Below are 14,073 nucleotides of genomic sequence, written 5' to 3'. Positions count from 1 at the left end.
ATAAAAAAAAACGCCCCGATATATCGGGACGTTAATTAATTTATTTTAATATCGTTTGCTTTCTGTCTGGTCCTACAGAAACAATTTTTATAGGAACTTCCACTTCTTGTTCGATATATTCGATATATTCTTTTAGTTCGATTGGTAATTCATCGTATGTTGTCATACCAGTCAAATCCGCTTTCCATCCTTTGAACTCTTTGTAAACTGGAGTTACATTTTCTGGCTCAATGTTATAAGGGAAATGCGCAATTTTTTGACCTTTATAATTGTAATCCGTACACACTTTCAAAGTTTCGAATCCAGAAAGAACATCTCCTTTCATCATTATCAATTGTGTTACACCATTAACTTGAACAGCATATTTTAATGCTACTAAGTCTAACCATCCGCAACGTCTTTGTCTTCCTGTTACAGATCCAAATTCATTTCCTACGCGTGCCATTGTAGTACCGTCTTCGTCAAAAAGTTCAGTAGGGAATGGTCCGCTACCTACACGTGTTACGTATGCTTTGAAAATTCCAAAAACTTCTTTGATTTTGTTTGGAGCAATTCCTAATCCTGTACATGCACCAGCTGCAGTAGTATTAGAAGAAGTTACAAATGGATACGTTCCAAAATCAACATCAAGCAATGAACCTTGAGCTCCTTCACATAAGATTGATTTACCCGCTTTTTGAGCTTGGTGTAAGTATTCTTCGCTATCAATAAAATCTAATTTTTTTAAATCTTCGATTGATTCAAAAAATTCTTTTTCTAGTTCTTCTAAGTTGTATTGAATATTTACATCATAAAAGGCAATCATTGCTTCATGCTTGTCAGCTAAAGCTCTATAACGTGCTGCGAAATCTTCTAGTTCAATATCTCCAACACGAATACCGTTTCTACCAGTTTTGTCCATGTAAGTTGGTCCAATTCCTTTAAGAGTAGAACCAATTTTTGCTTTTCCTTTTGAAGCTTCAGAAGCAGCATCCAGTAAACGGTGCGTTGGTAAAATTAAATGTGCTTTTCTTGAAATGATTAATTTCGATTTGATATCCAAATTAAATTTAGCCAAACCATCAATTTCTCCTTTAAAAACAACTGGGTCAATTACAACACCATTACCAATGATATTCATGTTATTTCCATGAAAAATTCCAGAAGGAATAGTTCTAAGCACGTGTTTTATTCCGTCAAATTCTAAAGTATGTCCAGCGTTTGGGCCACCTTGAAAACGAGCAATAATATCGTATTTTGAGGTAAGAACGTCAACTATCTTTCCTTTTCCTTCATCTCCCCATTGTAATCCTAGTAATAAATCTACAGTCATTCTAATTATTATTTGTTGTTGAGACCACTTTTATGTCGTCCGTACTGATTAATTTCTGCTATAATATTTTTTAACTTTTTGTTCTTTTTTGTTATTCTTCAACCGCACTATCGGGTTTTGATTTTTTCTTAACACCGTATAAATACAAAGAGTGATTGGTAATTTCAATATCAAATATTTCTTCAATCGTTTTTTTTATGCTTTGTATTCTAGGGTCACAAAACTCAATTACTTCACCAGTATCTGTCATGATGATGTGATCGTGTTGTTTGTCGAAATAGGACTTCTCGTAATGTGCTTGATTTTGACCAAACTGATGTTTACGTACTAGAGCACAGTCTAATAACAATTCAATTGTGTTGTATAAAGTGGCCCTACTCACGCGATAGTTTTTGTTTTTCATTTTGATATACAGATTTTCTATATCAAAATGTTCTTCACTTTCGTAAATTTCCTGAAGAATAGAGTAACGTTCAGGTGTTTTTCTATGTCCTTTTTGCTCAAGATACATTGTAAAAACATTTTTTACAATTTCTTGGTTTTTGTTATTATTTGTGGAAATGAGTGTCATATCTGGCAAAGATAATTTTTTATTTTAATAGTTTTCAAGTTTAAATAAGTATAAGGGGATAATTTTGTGAGTTTTGAAACAAAAACAGTTTTTATAAATGGCAATTTTGACAATCTATCCACATCAATATTCTGTTTTTAATACAAAAATTCACAGGTTAATTATTTTTGATATACTCTTGATACTTTGTCAACTCCATCAATTTTTTTAATATTGTCAATCAGTTTTTTCAAGATGGTGATGTTTTGAACAATAACAATAACTTGCCCTTTAAATAAACCAGCATCACCACTAAGGGAGATACTTTGAATGTTTACATTCATGTTGTTTGAGATTACTTTTGTTAATTCGTTAGTAAGTCCCAAAGTATCCATTCCTGTAATATTAAGGATTGCTTTAAACTCTTGCTGTGAAGAATCAATCCATTTGGCTTGCATGATTCGGTAGGCATAATTGGATTGCATAGCGATGGCATTAGGACAATCTTTTTTGTGGACTTTTATTCCTTCATTAATAGTTACAAAACCAAAAACTTGATCTCCTGGAATCGGATTACAACAAGCAGATAGTTTGTAGTCCAGTTTGTCTTGCTCTTTACCGAAAACAAGCATATCATAATTGCTATTCAACATGGGTTTGTGAATATCAACATCTGCAGTACTGCCGGAACGTTTGATTTTATTTTTAAAGAAATTTATTAAAGTATTGCTTTTTTGAGCGGCAAAGTCTTTCAACTGTTGGTTCTCTATGGATCCGATACCTACTCTGTAAAATAAATCCAAACTCGTTTTGAGATGGAAGAAGTTTACTAGTTCATTGACTACACCTTCGTTTAGTGTTACTTTAAGGTGTTTTAGTTTTCTGGTAAGTAGTTCTTTTCCATCTTCAGCAATTTTCTTTGTATTCTCATTTAATACATTTCTAATTTTATTTTTTGCTCTCGAAGTGGTTACATAATCGAGCCAGTTGATAGTAGGTTTCTGGTTTGGAGAGGTTATTATTTCAACCTGATCACCACTTTTCAACTCGTAATTTAAAGGAACTAATTTTCCGTTGACTCTAGTTCCACGGGTTTTGATTCCTATTTCGGAGTGAATACTAAAAGCAAAGTCCAGTGAAGTGGCGCCTTTTGGCAGCGATTTAATATCTCCTTTTGGCGTAAAAATGTAGATTTCTTTGGAGTATAAATTCATTTTGAAATCTTCGACAAAATCTACTGCACTGCTTTCTGAATTTTCTAGTGCTTCTTTTAACAGATTAAGCCAAACATCCAATCCGCTTTCTTCAGTAGCTCCATTTTTGTATTTGTAATGCGCAGCATACCCTTTTTCGGCAATTTCATCCATACGTTCCGAGCGAACTTGAATCTCTACCCAACGTCCTTTGGGTCCCATGACGGTAATATGTAGCGCTTCGTACCCCGTTGATTTAGGAGACGAAATCCAATCTCGTAATCGGCTAGGACTTGGCCTGTAATGATCGGTAACGATTGAATAAATTTTCCAAGCTAGAAATTTTTCATCGTGTGGATTTGATTTATAAACGATGCGAAGGGCAAATTTGTCATAAACTTCATCAAAACTCACGTTTTGCGCTTTCATTTTTCTGCGGATAGAGTAGATGGATTTTGGTCGACCTTTGATAATGTATTCTACTCCTTCAGCATCTAATGCTGTTTTAAGAATATCCGAAATATCCTTGATATAAGCATCTTGCTGTTCTTTGGTTTCTTTTATTTTACTAACAATATCATTGAAAACGGCAGGTTCCGTATATTTTAAACCTAAGTCTTCAAGCTTGGTTTTAATATTATACAATCCCAAACGATGAGCTAGAGGAGCATAGATGTATAAGGTTTCAGAGGCAATTTTAACTTGTTTGTAATTCTCCATTGACTCCATAGTTTGCATGTTATGCAATCTGTCGGCAATTTTTATAAGGATTACACGTACATCATCATTAAGTGTCAATAACATTTTACGAAAATTCTCGGCCTGCATAGACACATTCATGTCTTTTTGAACCAAAGAAATTTTAGTTAACCCTTCGACAAGTTGTGCCACTTTTGGATTGAACATGCGTTCAATATCTTTTACTGTAGTGGGAGTGTCTTCAACAACATCATGCATTAAAGCCGCAGCAATAGAAGTGGCTCCCAAACCTATTTCAGAAGCAACAATTTTTGCAACAGCAATAGGATGAAATATATAAGCTTCACCAGATTTTCTTCGCTGGTCTTTATGCGCTTCTACAGCAACATCAAATGCTTTTCGAATTAGTTTTTTATCTTCGGGAGTTAAGGTTTGGTAACTGATGCGAAGTAATTCTTTATATTCTTGAGCAATTGCTTTATTTTCTTTTTCGATGTCTATTTCTATCATAACGGCATGGTTCAATTCCTAAAAATAACGATAAGTTTGCATATATGCAAGCAATAAATTAATGCGTAAAAAATATATTTTGAGTGTTTTTTTTCTCGGTTTAAAGCCTATTTAGCCTTATAATCGAATGAAATCTAAGTCTTGGAAATCATAGCTAAAATCAGTCAATTCAGATATCGGATTCATTTTGAGTGTAGTAGCTTTTCCTGTTGCGTCATATTTGAAAAAGAGATGGGCATCGGCATGAAAATAAGCATTATTCCATTTCACAACATAGTTTCCTTCTTTATAGAAAAACACTTCTCCTTTTAGTTGTGAAGAACGCTGAGATTCAAAGAATAATCTTCCTTTTTTTTCACTGATGACCACTTCTCCAAACCAATTGTCCTTATATGTTCCTAGAATTCCTTTATAATCGGGTTTTAAATTGTCTTTTTTATTTTTGGCAACGGTAGCCCAAACTTCGTCAGTTACTTTATCGGCAGAGTCTTCATGCTCTTTCAATCGACTACTATAAAGCGTTACATAATCTTCTGACTTAATATCTAGGTAACTGTCTTTAATGGTATTGGTTATTGCGCTAAATGCGGCACCCGATTGTTGGTTAGTTAAAACAATAATTCCTAATTGTAACTCCGGAATATAAGTAGTTTGAGTAACTATTCCTTCTAATCCTCCAGTGTGTGTCACTTGTTTGTATCCTTTTACATCACTTAAAAACCAACCTAATCCATAACCGTTAAAATGAGTATTGTAAGGCGCTCTTGTTTTGGTTGGAATAATCGTTTGCAATTGCCACATTTCATCGTGTTCTTTTTCGGAGAACAATTGTTTATTTTCGGGACCGTATTTTCCATTATTCATTTGCATAATGGCCCATTTACTCAAATCATTTACACTAGAATAAATTCCAGCTGCAGCATCGAATAATTGGTTTTGGTATCTTTTAATGACTTTCAACTTCCCATTAATAGGAACATGCGGAGCAATAATATTTGTAGTGTCTTTTAATCGAACATAGGAAGCTGCGCTATTGTTCATTTCCAATGGCTTCATGATGCGCTCTTCAATAAAATCGCACCAACTTTTACCACTAACTACATGAATTACTTCTCCTGCAACGATGTATAACAGATTATCATAATCATATTTAGTTCTAAATGGAGAAACGGGTTTTAAATACTGAAGGTTCACGATTATATCTTGAGCAGTAAAATTACTACCGTCAGGCCAAATCATTAAATCTCCTGCACCCAAACCTAAACCACTTCTATGGGTTAATAAGTCTCGAATGGTAAATTCTTGGGTTACATAATCATTGTACATCCTGAAATTGGGAAGGTATTTGATGACTTTATCATCCCATTTTATTTTTCCTTCATCAACTAAAATAGCTAAAGAGGCACTTGTAAAGGCTTTACTGTTTGAAGCAATTCCAAAAAGCGTATTTGCATCCACTTTTTCTTGGGTTGCTATAGATTTCACACCATACCCTTTGGCTAAAACTATTTTTCCATCTTTGATGATTGCAACTGCAATTCCAGGAACATTAAAAGCAGTTAAAGTACGATTCACTAATTGATCAACTTCTGAGGCTGTAATTTGTGCAAATGAGAATGTAGTTGCAATTAATGTAATGGCTACAAATAGATATTTTTTCATGCTAATGGGTATTAAAAATGATTTTTGTTTTTTAAGGTCTAACCTAAAACCCTCTTTGTCTTTTGGCTTCAAAAATTAAAATCGCTGCAGCTACAGAAACGTTCATACTGTCAATTTCTCCTTGCATGGGAATGATGATGTTTTGAGTGGCTGCATCGCGCCATTCTTGGGTCAAGCCGGTAGCTTCTGTACCTACAACTAAAGCAGTTGGGGTAGTGTAGTCTTGGGTATGATAGGAAGTCGAGTTTTGTAAGGTGGCGCAATAGAAATTAATGTTTCTTTTTTTCAAAAAAGAAATAATTTCGGCAGTTGTTCCAGTCGCAATTTGGTTGGTAAATAAACAACCTACACTGGAGCGAACAATATTTGGGTTGTATAAATCGCTTTTTGGATTGGCAATAATAACAGCATCAAGATTAGCAGCATCGGCAGTGCGCAATAATGCACCAATATTTCCTGGTTTTTCAGGTGCTTCGGCAACTAGTATTAATGGGTTTTCTGATAACTTCAAATCAGTCAATTGCATCGATTTTGTTTTGGCTACAGCCAAAATCCCTTCGGTAGTATCGCGATACGCCAGTTTTTGGAAAACTTCTTTATTAATTTCTATTAATTCGGTATTTGGCGCTAATTTTTTGGCCTCATTTTCAGAACAAATTTCAGGATAAAATAAAACCGTTTCTAATTCATATCCTCCTTTTTGCGCTAATGAAATCTCCCGTTTTCCTTCCATTAAAAACGTACCGCTTTGCTTGCGATTCTTCGCTTTTTCTTGTAATAATACCAAAGATTTTATGAATGGATTTTGAATAGAAGTGATTTGTTTCAAGAGACTCTAAAATTTAATTATTATATAGGAAACAAATATACACAGAGAAAATGCAGAATTATAAATTTAAAATAGAATATTTAGCAATCTAAAAGGATAAAGTGGATTTAAGTTTTTAATTACCATTTTTCACCACTAATTTTAATTAATTTTGTCCCAATTGTTTTTTTGAGCAATTGCATTTCTTCAATTTAAAATCCAAAAGATTTCATGTTTCATTTATTAGATATTATAGGAACTTTGGCTTTTGCTATGTCAGGAGCATTAACGGCCATGAGTAAAAAAATGGATGCTTTTGGCGTCTTTATTATTGCTTTTGTAACTGCTGTTGGAGGAGGAACTTTACGTGATGTCTTGATTGGGAGAACACCTGTGGGATGGATGGTCGATTTAGAGTACGTTTATATCATTGTTCTTGCTTTTGTTTTAGCTATCGTTTTCAGAAAGAAATTTGATCGATTACGAACGTCCTTGTTTTTATTTGATACAATTGGGCTAGGTGTTTTTACTTTAATTGGTCTCGAAAAAGGAATCGGTATTGGTTTGCACCCTTTGATATGTATAGCTTTAGGTACAATGACGGCTTGTTTTGGTGGAGTTATTCGGGATATTTTATGTACCGAAATACCAGTAATTTTCAGAAAAGAAATTTATGCTACTATTTGTATTCTTGGAGGAGTCGTCTTTTTTATCCTGAAAAAATTTAATCTTAATGATGATTTTTTATATCTAATAACTTCGCTGGTCATTATTTCGGTGCGATTGATGGCGGTTAAATTCAAATGGTATTTGCCTACTTTTGAAAGTAAATAAAAAATTAGTTACTTTCACGAAGTTTAAAAATTAATTGTGATTAAATACACCGTCAAACAATACCTAGAAAGTGATTATGGTAATTGGAATAGTTTTATTGGTCAAGCCAAAAATGCTACTTTCCTTTTTCATCGTGATTTTATGGACTATCATAAAGAGCGATTTCAAGATAATTCTTTAGTAATTTTGAATGGTGATACTTGGGTAGCCGTTCTTCCTGCCAATAGCGTTGGTAATGTGGTTCATTCTCATCAAGGATTGACTTATGGAGGATTAGTATATACTGAAAAAACGATCTTAGCTTCGGTTATTGCTATTTTTAAGAGTGTTTTGGCTTTTTTAAATGAAAATAAAATCGAAAAATTAATTTTAAAAACAACGCCTTCCATTTACCATAAAAAACCAGCCGAGGAATTGCTTTATGCTTTGTTTTTGGCTGATGCCAAATTAATTCGGAGAGATACCTTATCCGTAATTGATTTAAAAAAGGAATTTTCTTTTTCGAAAATTAGAAAAAGAGGGATTCAAAAAGGGATAAAGTTGGGATTAGAGATTAAAGAAGAAACGGATTTCGAATCTTTTTGGACCGAAATATTGATTCCTAATCTAGCAAATCGGCACAAAGCAAAACCAGTCCATTCCTTAGAAGAAATAGTGCGATTAAAAAAAGATTTTCCTACTAATATTAGACAGTTCAATGTGTGTTATCAAGGAAAAATAGTGGCTGGGACTACTGTTTTTGAAACAGAAACAGTGGTGCATTGTCAATACATATCCAAATTTGAAAAAGACGAAAACCTAGGGAGTTTGGATTTTTTATATGATTATTTAATTCATAAAGTATTTGCTGAAAAACGATTTTTTGATTTTGGAGTTTCGAATGAAGCCCAAGGGAAAAAACTCAATGAAGGGTTATCTTACTGGAAAGAAAGTTTTGGTGCCAGCACGATAGTTCATGATTTCTATGAAGTGGATACAATTAATTATTCCAAATTGGAGAACATATTAGTATAAAACCTTTTTTAATCAATACAATTTCGGCAATTTTAAACCTTAAACCTTAAACCTTAAACCTTAAACCTTAAACCTTAAACCTTAAACCTTAAACCTTTTTAAATGATACCATTTCTGGATTTAAAAAAAATCAATGCACAATATGAAACTGCTTTTCAAGATAAATTGAAATCGGTTTTAGATAGTAGTTGGTATATTTTAGGAAATGAAGTAAAGGAATTTGAGACTAATTTTGCCCAGTTTTGTAAATCAGAATATTGCATAGGAGTAGGTAATGGATTTGACGCATTGGTATTAATTTTCAAAGGATACATTCAGCTGGGTAAATTGCAAAAAGGAGACGAAGTTATTGTGCCCGCGAATACTTATATAGCAAGTATTTTGGCGATTCTAGAAGCCGATTTAGTTCCAGTTTTAGTCGAGCCAAAGTTGGAAACCTACAATCTTAATCCTGACTTGATTGAAGAAAAAATCACTTCAAAAACCAGAGCCATTCTAGCTGTTCATTTATATGGGCAACTAGCAGAAATGAATCAGATAAATGAAGTCGCTTTTGCTAATGATTTATTGGTAATTGAAGATGCTGCTCAGTCTCATGGTGCTTTTTTTGAGGTCGAAAGTCAAAAGTCGAAATTCGAAAGCGGGAATACCCAAGCGTACAGTTTTTACCCAGGGAAAAATCTAGGCGCTTTGGGAGATGGAGGGGCGGTAGTTACTAATGACGAAGAACTGGCAAAAGTAGTTTCAACACTTAGAAACTATGGTTCTGAAACTAAATATTATACTGATTATATAGGAGTAAATTCAAGATTGGATGAATTACAAGCCGCTTTTTTGAATGTGAAATTACCGCATTTAGATGCTGAGAATGATAAGCGAAGAGCAATTGCCAAACGCTATTTATCAGAAATTAAAAACGATAAAGTTGTGCTTCCATTTTGGGATTTGTCTACTAATCATGTTTTTCATTTGTTTGTTATTCGAACAAAAAATAGAGCCGAATTACAAGCTTATTTATTGAAAAACGGAATTGAAACCGTAATTCATTATCCTATTCCAGCACACAAACAAAAAGCTTTGAAAAACTGGAATGAATGGTCATTTCCTATTACGGAGAAAATTCACAATGAGGTTTTGAGTTTGCCTTTAAATCCTGCTTTAACAATGAAAGAAATTGATTTTGTTATTGCAACTCTAAATAACTATTAGAGATGACAGACCAAAAATCTTCCTATCTCCAAATTTTAAAAACGACCTCGCTTTTTGGTGGTGTACAGTTTTTAAATATTATCATTTCGATAATTCGTACTAAGCTGATTGCTGTTTTTATTGGTCCAGGAGGAATGGGAATTATTACATTGCTAAATTCAGCTTTAAACACAATAAATGGTGCTACTAGTTTAGGAATTGAAACGAGCGCGGTCAAACACATTTCTGGAGATTATAAAGAGAATGACTTAAAAAGTGTTTCAAGAATTGTGACAATTGTTAGAAAATTGGTTTTGATTACGGGAATATTTGGAACGTTATTAACTGTGGTTTTTTCTTCTTGGTTGAGCACACTTACTTTTGGGAATACCCACTATGCGACTGCTTTTATTTTTATTTCCATTACAGTTTTGTTCAGGCAACTTAGCTCGGGTCAATTAGTAGTTTTGCAAGGATTGAGAAAAATGCGTCTTTTAGCCAAAGCCAATTTTTATGGCAATTTATTGGGGTTGTTGGTCTCAATTCCGTTGTATTATTGTTATCGAATTGACGCTATAATACCCACAATCATAGTGGTGTCTTTATCAGCTTTAGTGTTTTCATTTTACTTTTCGAACCAATTGGGAATACAAAAGGAAGTGATAAATACCAAGCAAGTAATTAGCGAAGGAAAAAATGTTGTTAAATTAGGAATTCTATTAACCATAAGTGGATTACTCACTTTAGTGACAACTTATTTAATTCAAATTTATATTGGGAAAACAGGCGGATTAGAGGAAGTAGGATTTTACAATGCAGGTTTTACGTTACTAAACTCCTATGTTGGGATTATTTTTACAGTCATGAGCACCGATTATTTTCCAAGACTATCTGCCATAAGTGAGGATAACGAGAAAGTAAGAGAAAGCGTAATGCAGCAATCTTATATTTCGATTTTAATAATAACGCCAATCATTATTTTGTTCCTCACCTTTGTTCCTTTGATTGTAAAAGTGATTTATACCGAATCATTTAATTTGATAATTCCGATGGTTTGTTTTGGAATAATAGGGATGCTTTTTAGAGCGGTTTCTTGGTCTATGGGATTTGTTTTAATTGCAAAAGGAGATTCCAAAATGTTTTTGCGAACAGCTATTGGTTTTAATGTTATATCTTTGTTATTGAATATTTTAGGTTATACGTACTATGGATTGGAAGGACTTGGTTTCAGCTTTTTAATCTATTATATCATTCATTTTGTAGGATTAAAAATCATTTCCAAAAAAAGGTATGGGCTGTATTTTGAAAAAGATTTTTACCTTACTTATCTCGTTTGTATTTTTCTATGCGGTATTACTTTTTTATTGAGATATATACCAAATCCGATTGTAAAATACAGTTTAATGTTTATCATGATTTTGGTTTCCGTTAGTTATGTGTTGTTTCACATCAATAAAAAAATGGAGTTGAAATCCGTTTTTAATGCTTTAATCAAGAAAAAAAATGGCTGATATTATTAAAAATCAATATGATAAATTGCGATTGTTTTTTTACAAAATACGATTTTACTATTCCGTAAATTGGACAAAAACACTCTATTTTAATTTTAAAAAATTCCCTTTTGCAACAGCAAAAAAGTTACCTGTATTTTTTTATGGAAAAGTAAAACTTACTTTGATTACTGGCGAAATTGAAATTGCGGCACCCATACTAAGAGGAATGATTGGTTTTGGTCAAGATTATGAAATGAATACAGTGGCTAGCGGAATCGCAGAAATTAATATCACTGGTAAATTAGTTTTTAAAGGGCAGGTGCAATTTGGTAAGGACTATTTCATTTATGTGGGTAAGGATGGGTATTGTGAATTAGGGCATATGGCTTCTTTAGGTTCGAATTCAAAATTAACCTGTATAGAAAAAGTGGTTTTAGGTGATTATGCTCGTTTTGGACCGGAATCTCAGATTATTGATACTAATTTTCATCAAATGATTGACACAAGTACAGGTGAGCGCTACAAAATCACTAGTGCCATTCATATTGGGAATTATAATTATGTAGGAGGAAGAGTTTCGGTTATGGCGGGGACCAACACGCCGGATTATTGTACAATTGCTTCTAATAGTTTGTGCAATAAGGACTATTCGCAACTCGAGCAAAATTGTTTATTGGCAGGAATGCCAGCAAAATTGATACGAACTAATATTTCAAGAGATTGGGATGGAGAACGTATGGCTTTGGAGGCATTTTTAACCGTTCATTAACGCTTTATATAAATGAAAATCGAAGTCTTATTTCTAGATAAATATATTTAGATAGTAAGGCGAAATCTTGATTTTTATAGGCCAAAATCATCTCGAAATGAACGCGTTTTAATAGCGCTTTATTTTCTGTTTTGGAGCGATTGAGGTACATTGCTTTTTTCAAAATAACATAAGTCGAATGGTTGATTTTATTTTTTTTCTTATAAAAATCGGTTCCCATAGAATTGGATACTATTCTTTTTTGAATCAGAATTTCATCAATAAAATCGAATGAATAGTTTCGAGAAGAACGAATCCAAAAATCCAAATCTTCATAAGCTAGGGTTTCATCATATCCTTTTAGATCCTCAAAAACTGATTTTTTAATCATACTGCTAACAGAACAAATGCTATTTCCACCAATAAGAACTGAGGCGTAAATATCGCCAGTAACTCGTTTTTGAATTACTTTTTTATCTTGGTTTACTGCAAAATAATAGGAGTCAAAAAGCCCTTTTTCAGTAATCAAAGCTGCATTACCATAGACAACTCCTAGATTTTTATAGTTGCTATTTTTAAAAGTATTGACTTGAAGACTTACACAATTGGGAAGCAAAACATCATCAGCAGCCAAATCAATAATGTAGGTGCCTTTGGCAAGTTTCAACCCTTTATTAAATGCTTTTGTAATCCCTAAGTTGGTTTTATTAGTTATAAATTGTACCTCTGGATGGTCAACTATCCATTTCTCAATTGTAGTTTTAGAATTATCGGTACTGCAATCATCAATAATAATAAGTTCAATGTTTTTGTACTCTTGTTTGATAACAGATTCTAAGCTTTCCAATACAAACGCTTCCTGATTGTAGCACAAGCAAATAATGGTAACTAATGCTTTATCTTGCATATCTTTTTAAAAGAGTTATATATTTGATACGAAAATAAGAAATCGATAATGATATTGCCTAACAAAAAATATAAAATTGCTTTAATTGGTTACCGTTTGAGCGGTGGCGGAGGTGATAAAGTGATGGCGAATCTGTCTCTTTTTTTCGAAAGTAAAGGAATTGAAGTGCATATTATTACGGTTATCGATGAAGTCTCTTTTCCGTATGCAGGGAAGTTGGTGAATTTAGGTTTGTTGAAAAATAGTTCTAATGGTATTTTCAATAAATTCAAACGATTAACGGCATTGCGAAATTATTTAAATAGCAATGATTTTGATTTTATAATTGATTTTAGGTTTAGAACTAAAGTCATTCAAGAGCTTGTGATTTCGCGATGGATTTACAATACCAAAACCATATTTACGGTTCATAGTTTTTTAATTGATCATTATATGCCTAATATTTCAGGGTTGACACGATTCATGTACAATCATTGTTATGCAAATGTGGCGCTTGTTCCTGATATGAAATCGCTAATCGAACAAAAACATAATTTAAAAAATGTTGTTACGATTCCTAATCCCGTTAACATTGTTGAGGTTAATGAAAAAAGTATAGAAAAGATTGATATAACCTTTGATTATATTATTGCTATCGGCCAGTTTGAAAATCCCATTAAGCAGTTTAATCAGTTGATTTCAAGTTATGGGAATTCTGTTTTGCCTGAAAAACAAATTCATCTTTTAATTTTGGGTGAAGGTGATAGAACTGATTTGGAAATGGCAGTTAAAAAAGTAAAAATGGAAGGTTTCGTTCATTTTTTAGGGTATCAAGACAATCCTTATAAATATTTGAAAGCAGCAAAATTCCTAGTATTGAGCAGTAAAAATGAAGGAATGCCAAATGTTATCTTAGAATCATTGGCTTGTGGCACTCCCGTTGTTTCTTTTGATTGTCCTTCTGGTCCAAAAGAAATGATACATCATCACAAAAATGGAATTTTGGTTGAAAACCAGAATTGGCAAAAACTGACTAGTGCCATTAATGAAATGGTTACAGATGATTCTTTATATCAAAATTGCAAACAGAACACTATAGAAAGTATTAGTCCGTTTCTATTAGAGAATATCGGGCAACAATGGTTAGATTTGATGCAAATAAGTACCAACTAAAAA

At 32.9% G+C, this 14,073-nt stretch carries 12 protein-coding genes; 6 read left to right on the top strand and 6 right to left on the bottom strand.

The annotated features are described in order from the left end of the window. Positions 1 to 40: 40 nt before the first annotated feature. From AB3G34_RS10370 to AB3G34_RS10350, 5 genes are all read right to left on the bottom strand, one after another. A complete protein-coding gene (locus AB3G34_RS10370) occupies positions 41 to 1,312 on the bottom strand; it encodes an adenylosuccinate synthase (protein ID WP_367754698.1) in 1,272 nt (423 codons plus the stop codon). A gap of 91 nt (positions 1,313 to 1,403) precedes the next feature. Then, a complete protein-coding gene (locus AB3G34_RS10365; protein WP_367771579.1) occupies positions 1,404 to 1,883 on the bottom strand; it encodes a Fur family transcriptional regulator in 480 nt (159 codons plus the stop codon). 161 nt (positions 1,884 to 2,044) lie between these two features. After that, complete coding sequence (locus tag AB3G34_RS10360; RefSeq protein WP_367754694.1) at positions 2,045 to 4,264, bottom strand: bifunctional (p)ppGpp synthetase/guanosine-3',5'-bis(diphosphate) 3'-pyrophosphohydrolase; 2,220 nt, start codon at positions 4,262 to 4,264, stop codon at positions 2,045 to 2,047. Positions 4,265 to 4,381: 117 nt separating this feature from the next. Next, positions 4,382 to 5,926: a serine hydrolase gene (locus AB3G34_RS10355; protein WP_369752393.1), complete on the bottom strand. Its 1,545-nt coding sequence runs from the start codon at positions 5,924 to 5,926 to the stop codon at positions 4,382 to 4,384. 43 nt (positions 5,927 to 5,969) lie between these two features. Then, positions 5,970 to 6,755, bottom strand: a complete 786-nt coding sequence (locus AB3G34_RS10350; protein WP_369752392.1) for a TrmH family RNA methyltransferase — start codon at positions 6,753 to 6,755, stop codon at positions 5,970 to 5,972. A gap of 210 nt (positions 6,756 to 6,965) precedes the next feature. On the opposite strand from AB3G34_RS10350, the gene AB3G34_RS10345 reads away from it, so the two are divergent. The 5 genes from AB3G34_RS10345 (at position 6,966) to AB3G34_RS10325 (ending at position 12,032) form a co-directional block, all read left to right on the top strand. Next, complete coding sequence (locus AB3G34_RS10345; RefSeq protein WP_367771568.1) at positions 6,966 to 7,568, top strand: trimeric intracellular cation channel family protein; 603 nt, start codon at positions 6,966 to 6,968, stop codon at positions 7,566 to 7,568. 36 nt (positions 7,569 to 7,604) lie between these two features. After that, a complete protein-coding gene (locus AB3G34_RS10340) occupies positions 7,605 to 8,582 on the top strand; it encodes a GNAT family N-acetyltransferase (RefSeq protein ID WP_369752391.1) in 978 nt (325 codons plus the stop codon). A gap of 102 nt (positions 8,583 to 8,684) precedes the next feature. Beyond that, positions 8,685 to 9,791: a DegT/DnrJ/EryC1/StrS family aminotransferase gene (locus AB3G34_RS10335; protein WP_369752390.1), complete on the top strand. Its 1,107-nt coding sequence runs from the start codon at positions 8,685 to 8,687 to the stop codon at positions 9,789 to 9,791. 2 nt (positions 9,792 to 9,793) lie between these two features. Next, positions 9,794 to 11,281 (top strand): oligosaccharide flippase family protein, encoded by a 1,488-nt coding sequence (locus AB3G34_RS10330; protein WP_369752389.1) that lies wholly within the window; start codon positions 9,794 to 9,796, stop codon positions 11,279 to 11,281. After that, positions 11,274 to 12,032 (top strand): transferase, encoded by a 759-nt coding sequence (locus AB3G34_RS10325; RefSeq protein ID WP_369752387.1) that lies wholly within the window; start codon positions 11,274 to 11,276, stop codon positions 12,030 to 12,032. The genes AB3G34_RS10330 and AB3G34_RS10325 overlap by 8 nt, the downstream gene beginning before the upstream one ends. A gap of 4 nt (positions 12,033 to 12,036) precedes the next feature. Here AB3G34_RS10325 and AB3G34_RS10320 read toward each other — a convergent pair whose 3' ends face one another. Continuing rightward, positions 12,037 to 12,918, bottom strand: coding sequence for a glycosyltransferase (locus tag AB3G34_RS10320; protein ID WP_369752386.1), 882 nt, complete (start codon positions 12,916 to 12,918; stop codon positions 12,037 to 12,039). 48 nt (positions 12,919 to 12,966) lie between these two features. Between AB3G34_RS10320 and AB3G34_RS10315 the strand changes: the two genes are divergently transcribed. Beyond that, complete coding sequence (locus tag AB3G34_RS10315) at positions 12,967 to 14,070, top strand: glycosyltransferase (RefSeq protein WP_369752385.1); 1,104 nt, start codon at positions 12,967 to 12,969, stop codon at positions 14,068 to 14,070. Positions 14,071 to 14,073: the final 3 nt, after the last annotated feature.

Origin of the sequence: Flavobacterium sp. WC2409 (genome assembly GCF_041200085.1) — a bacterium.
Classification (GTDB): Bacteria; Bacteroidota; Bacteroidia; order Flavobacteriales; family Flavobacteriaceae; genus Flavobacterium.
This window is presented reverse-complemented; position numbering and strand designations above follow the sequence as displayed.

Excerpts from the sequence above, each read along its gene's own strand:
- AB3G34_RS10370 (WP_367754698.1), bottom strand. The coding sequence starts at position 1,312 with ATGACTGTAGATTTATTACTAGGATTACAATGGGGAGATGAAGGAAAA.
- AB3G34_RS10365 (WP_367771579.1), bottom strand. The coding sequence starts at position 1,883 with ATGACACTCATTTCCACAAATAATAACAAAAACCAAGAAATTGTAAAA.
- AB3G34_RS10360 (WP_367754694.1), bottom strand. The coding sequence starts at position 4,264 with ATGATAGAAATAGACATCGAAAAAGAAAATAAAGCAATTGCTCAAGAA.
- AB3G34_RS10355 (WP_369752393.1), bottom strand. The coding sequence starts at position 5,926 with ATGAAAAAATATCTATTTGTAGCCATTACATTAATTGCAACTACATTC.
- AB3G34_RS10345 (WP_367771568.1), top strand. The coding sequence starts at position 6,966 with ATGTTTCATTTATTAGATATTATAGGAACTTTGGCTTTTGCTATGTCA.
- AB3G34_RS10335 (WP_369752390.1), top strand. The coding sequence starts at position 8,685 with ATGATACCATTTCTGGATTTAAAAAAAATCAATGCACAATATGAAACT.
- AB3G34_RS10330 (WP_369752389.1), top strand. The coding sequence starts at position 9,794 with ATGACAGACCAAAAATCTTCCTATCTCCAAATTTTAAAAACGACCTCG.
- AB3G34_RS10325 (WP_369752387.1), top strand. The coding sequence starts at position 11,274 with ATGGCTGATATTATTAAAAATCAATATGATAAATTGCGATTGTTTTTT.
- AB3G34_RS10320 (WP_369752386.1), bottom strand. The coding sequence starts at position 12,918 with ATGCAAGATAAAGCATTAGTTACCATTATTTGCTTGTGCTACAATCAG.
- AB3G34_RS10315 (WP_369752385.1), top strand. The coding sequence starts at position 12,967 with ATGATATTGCCTAACAAAAAATATAAAATTGCTTTAATTGGTTACCGT.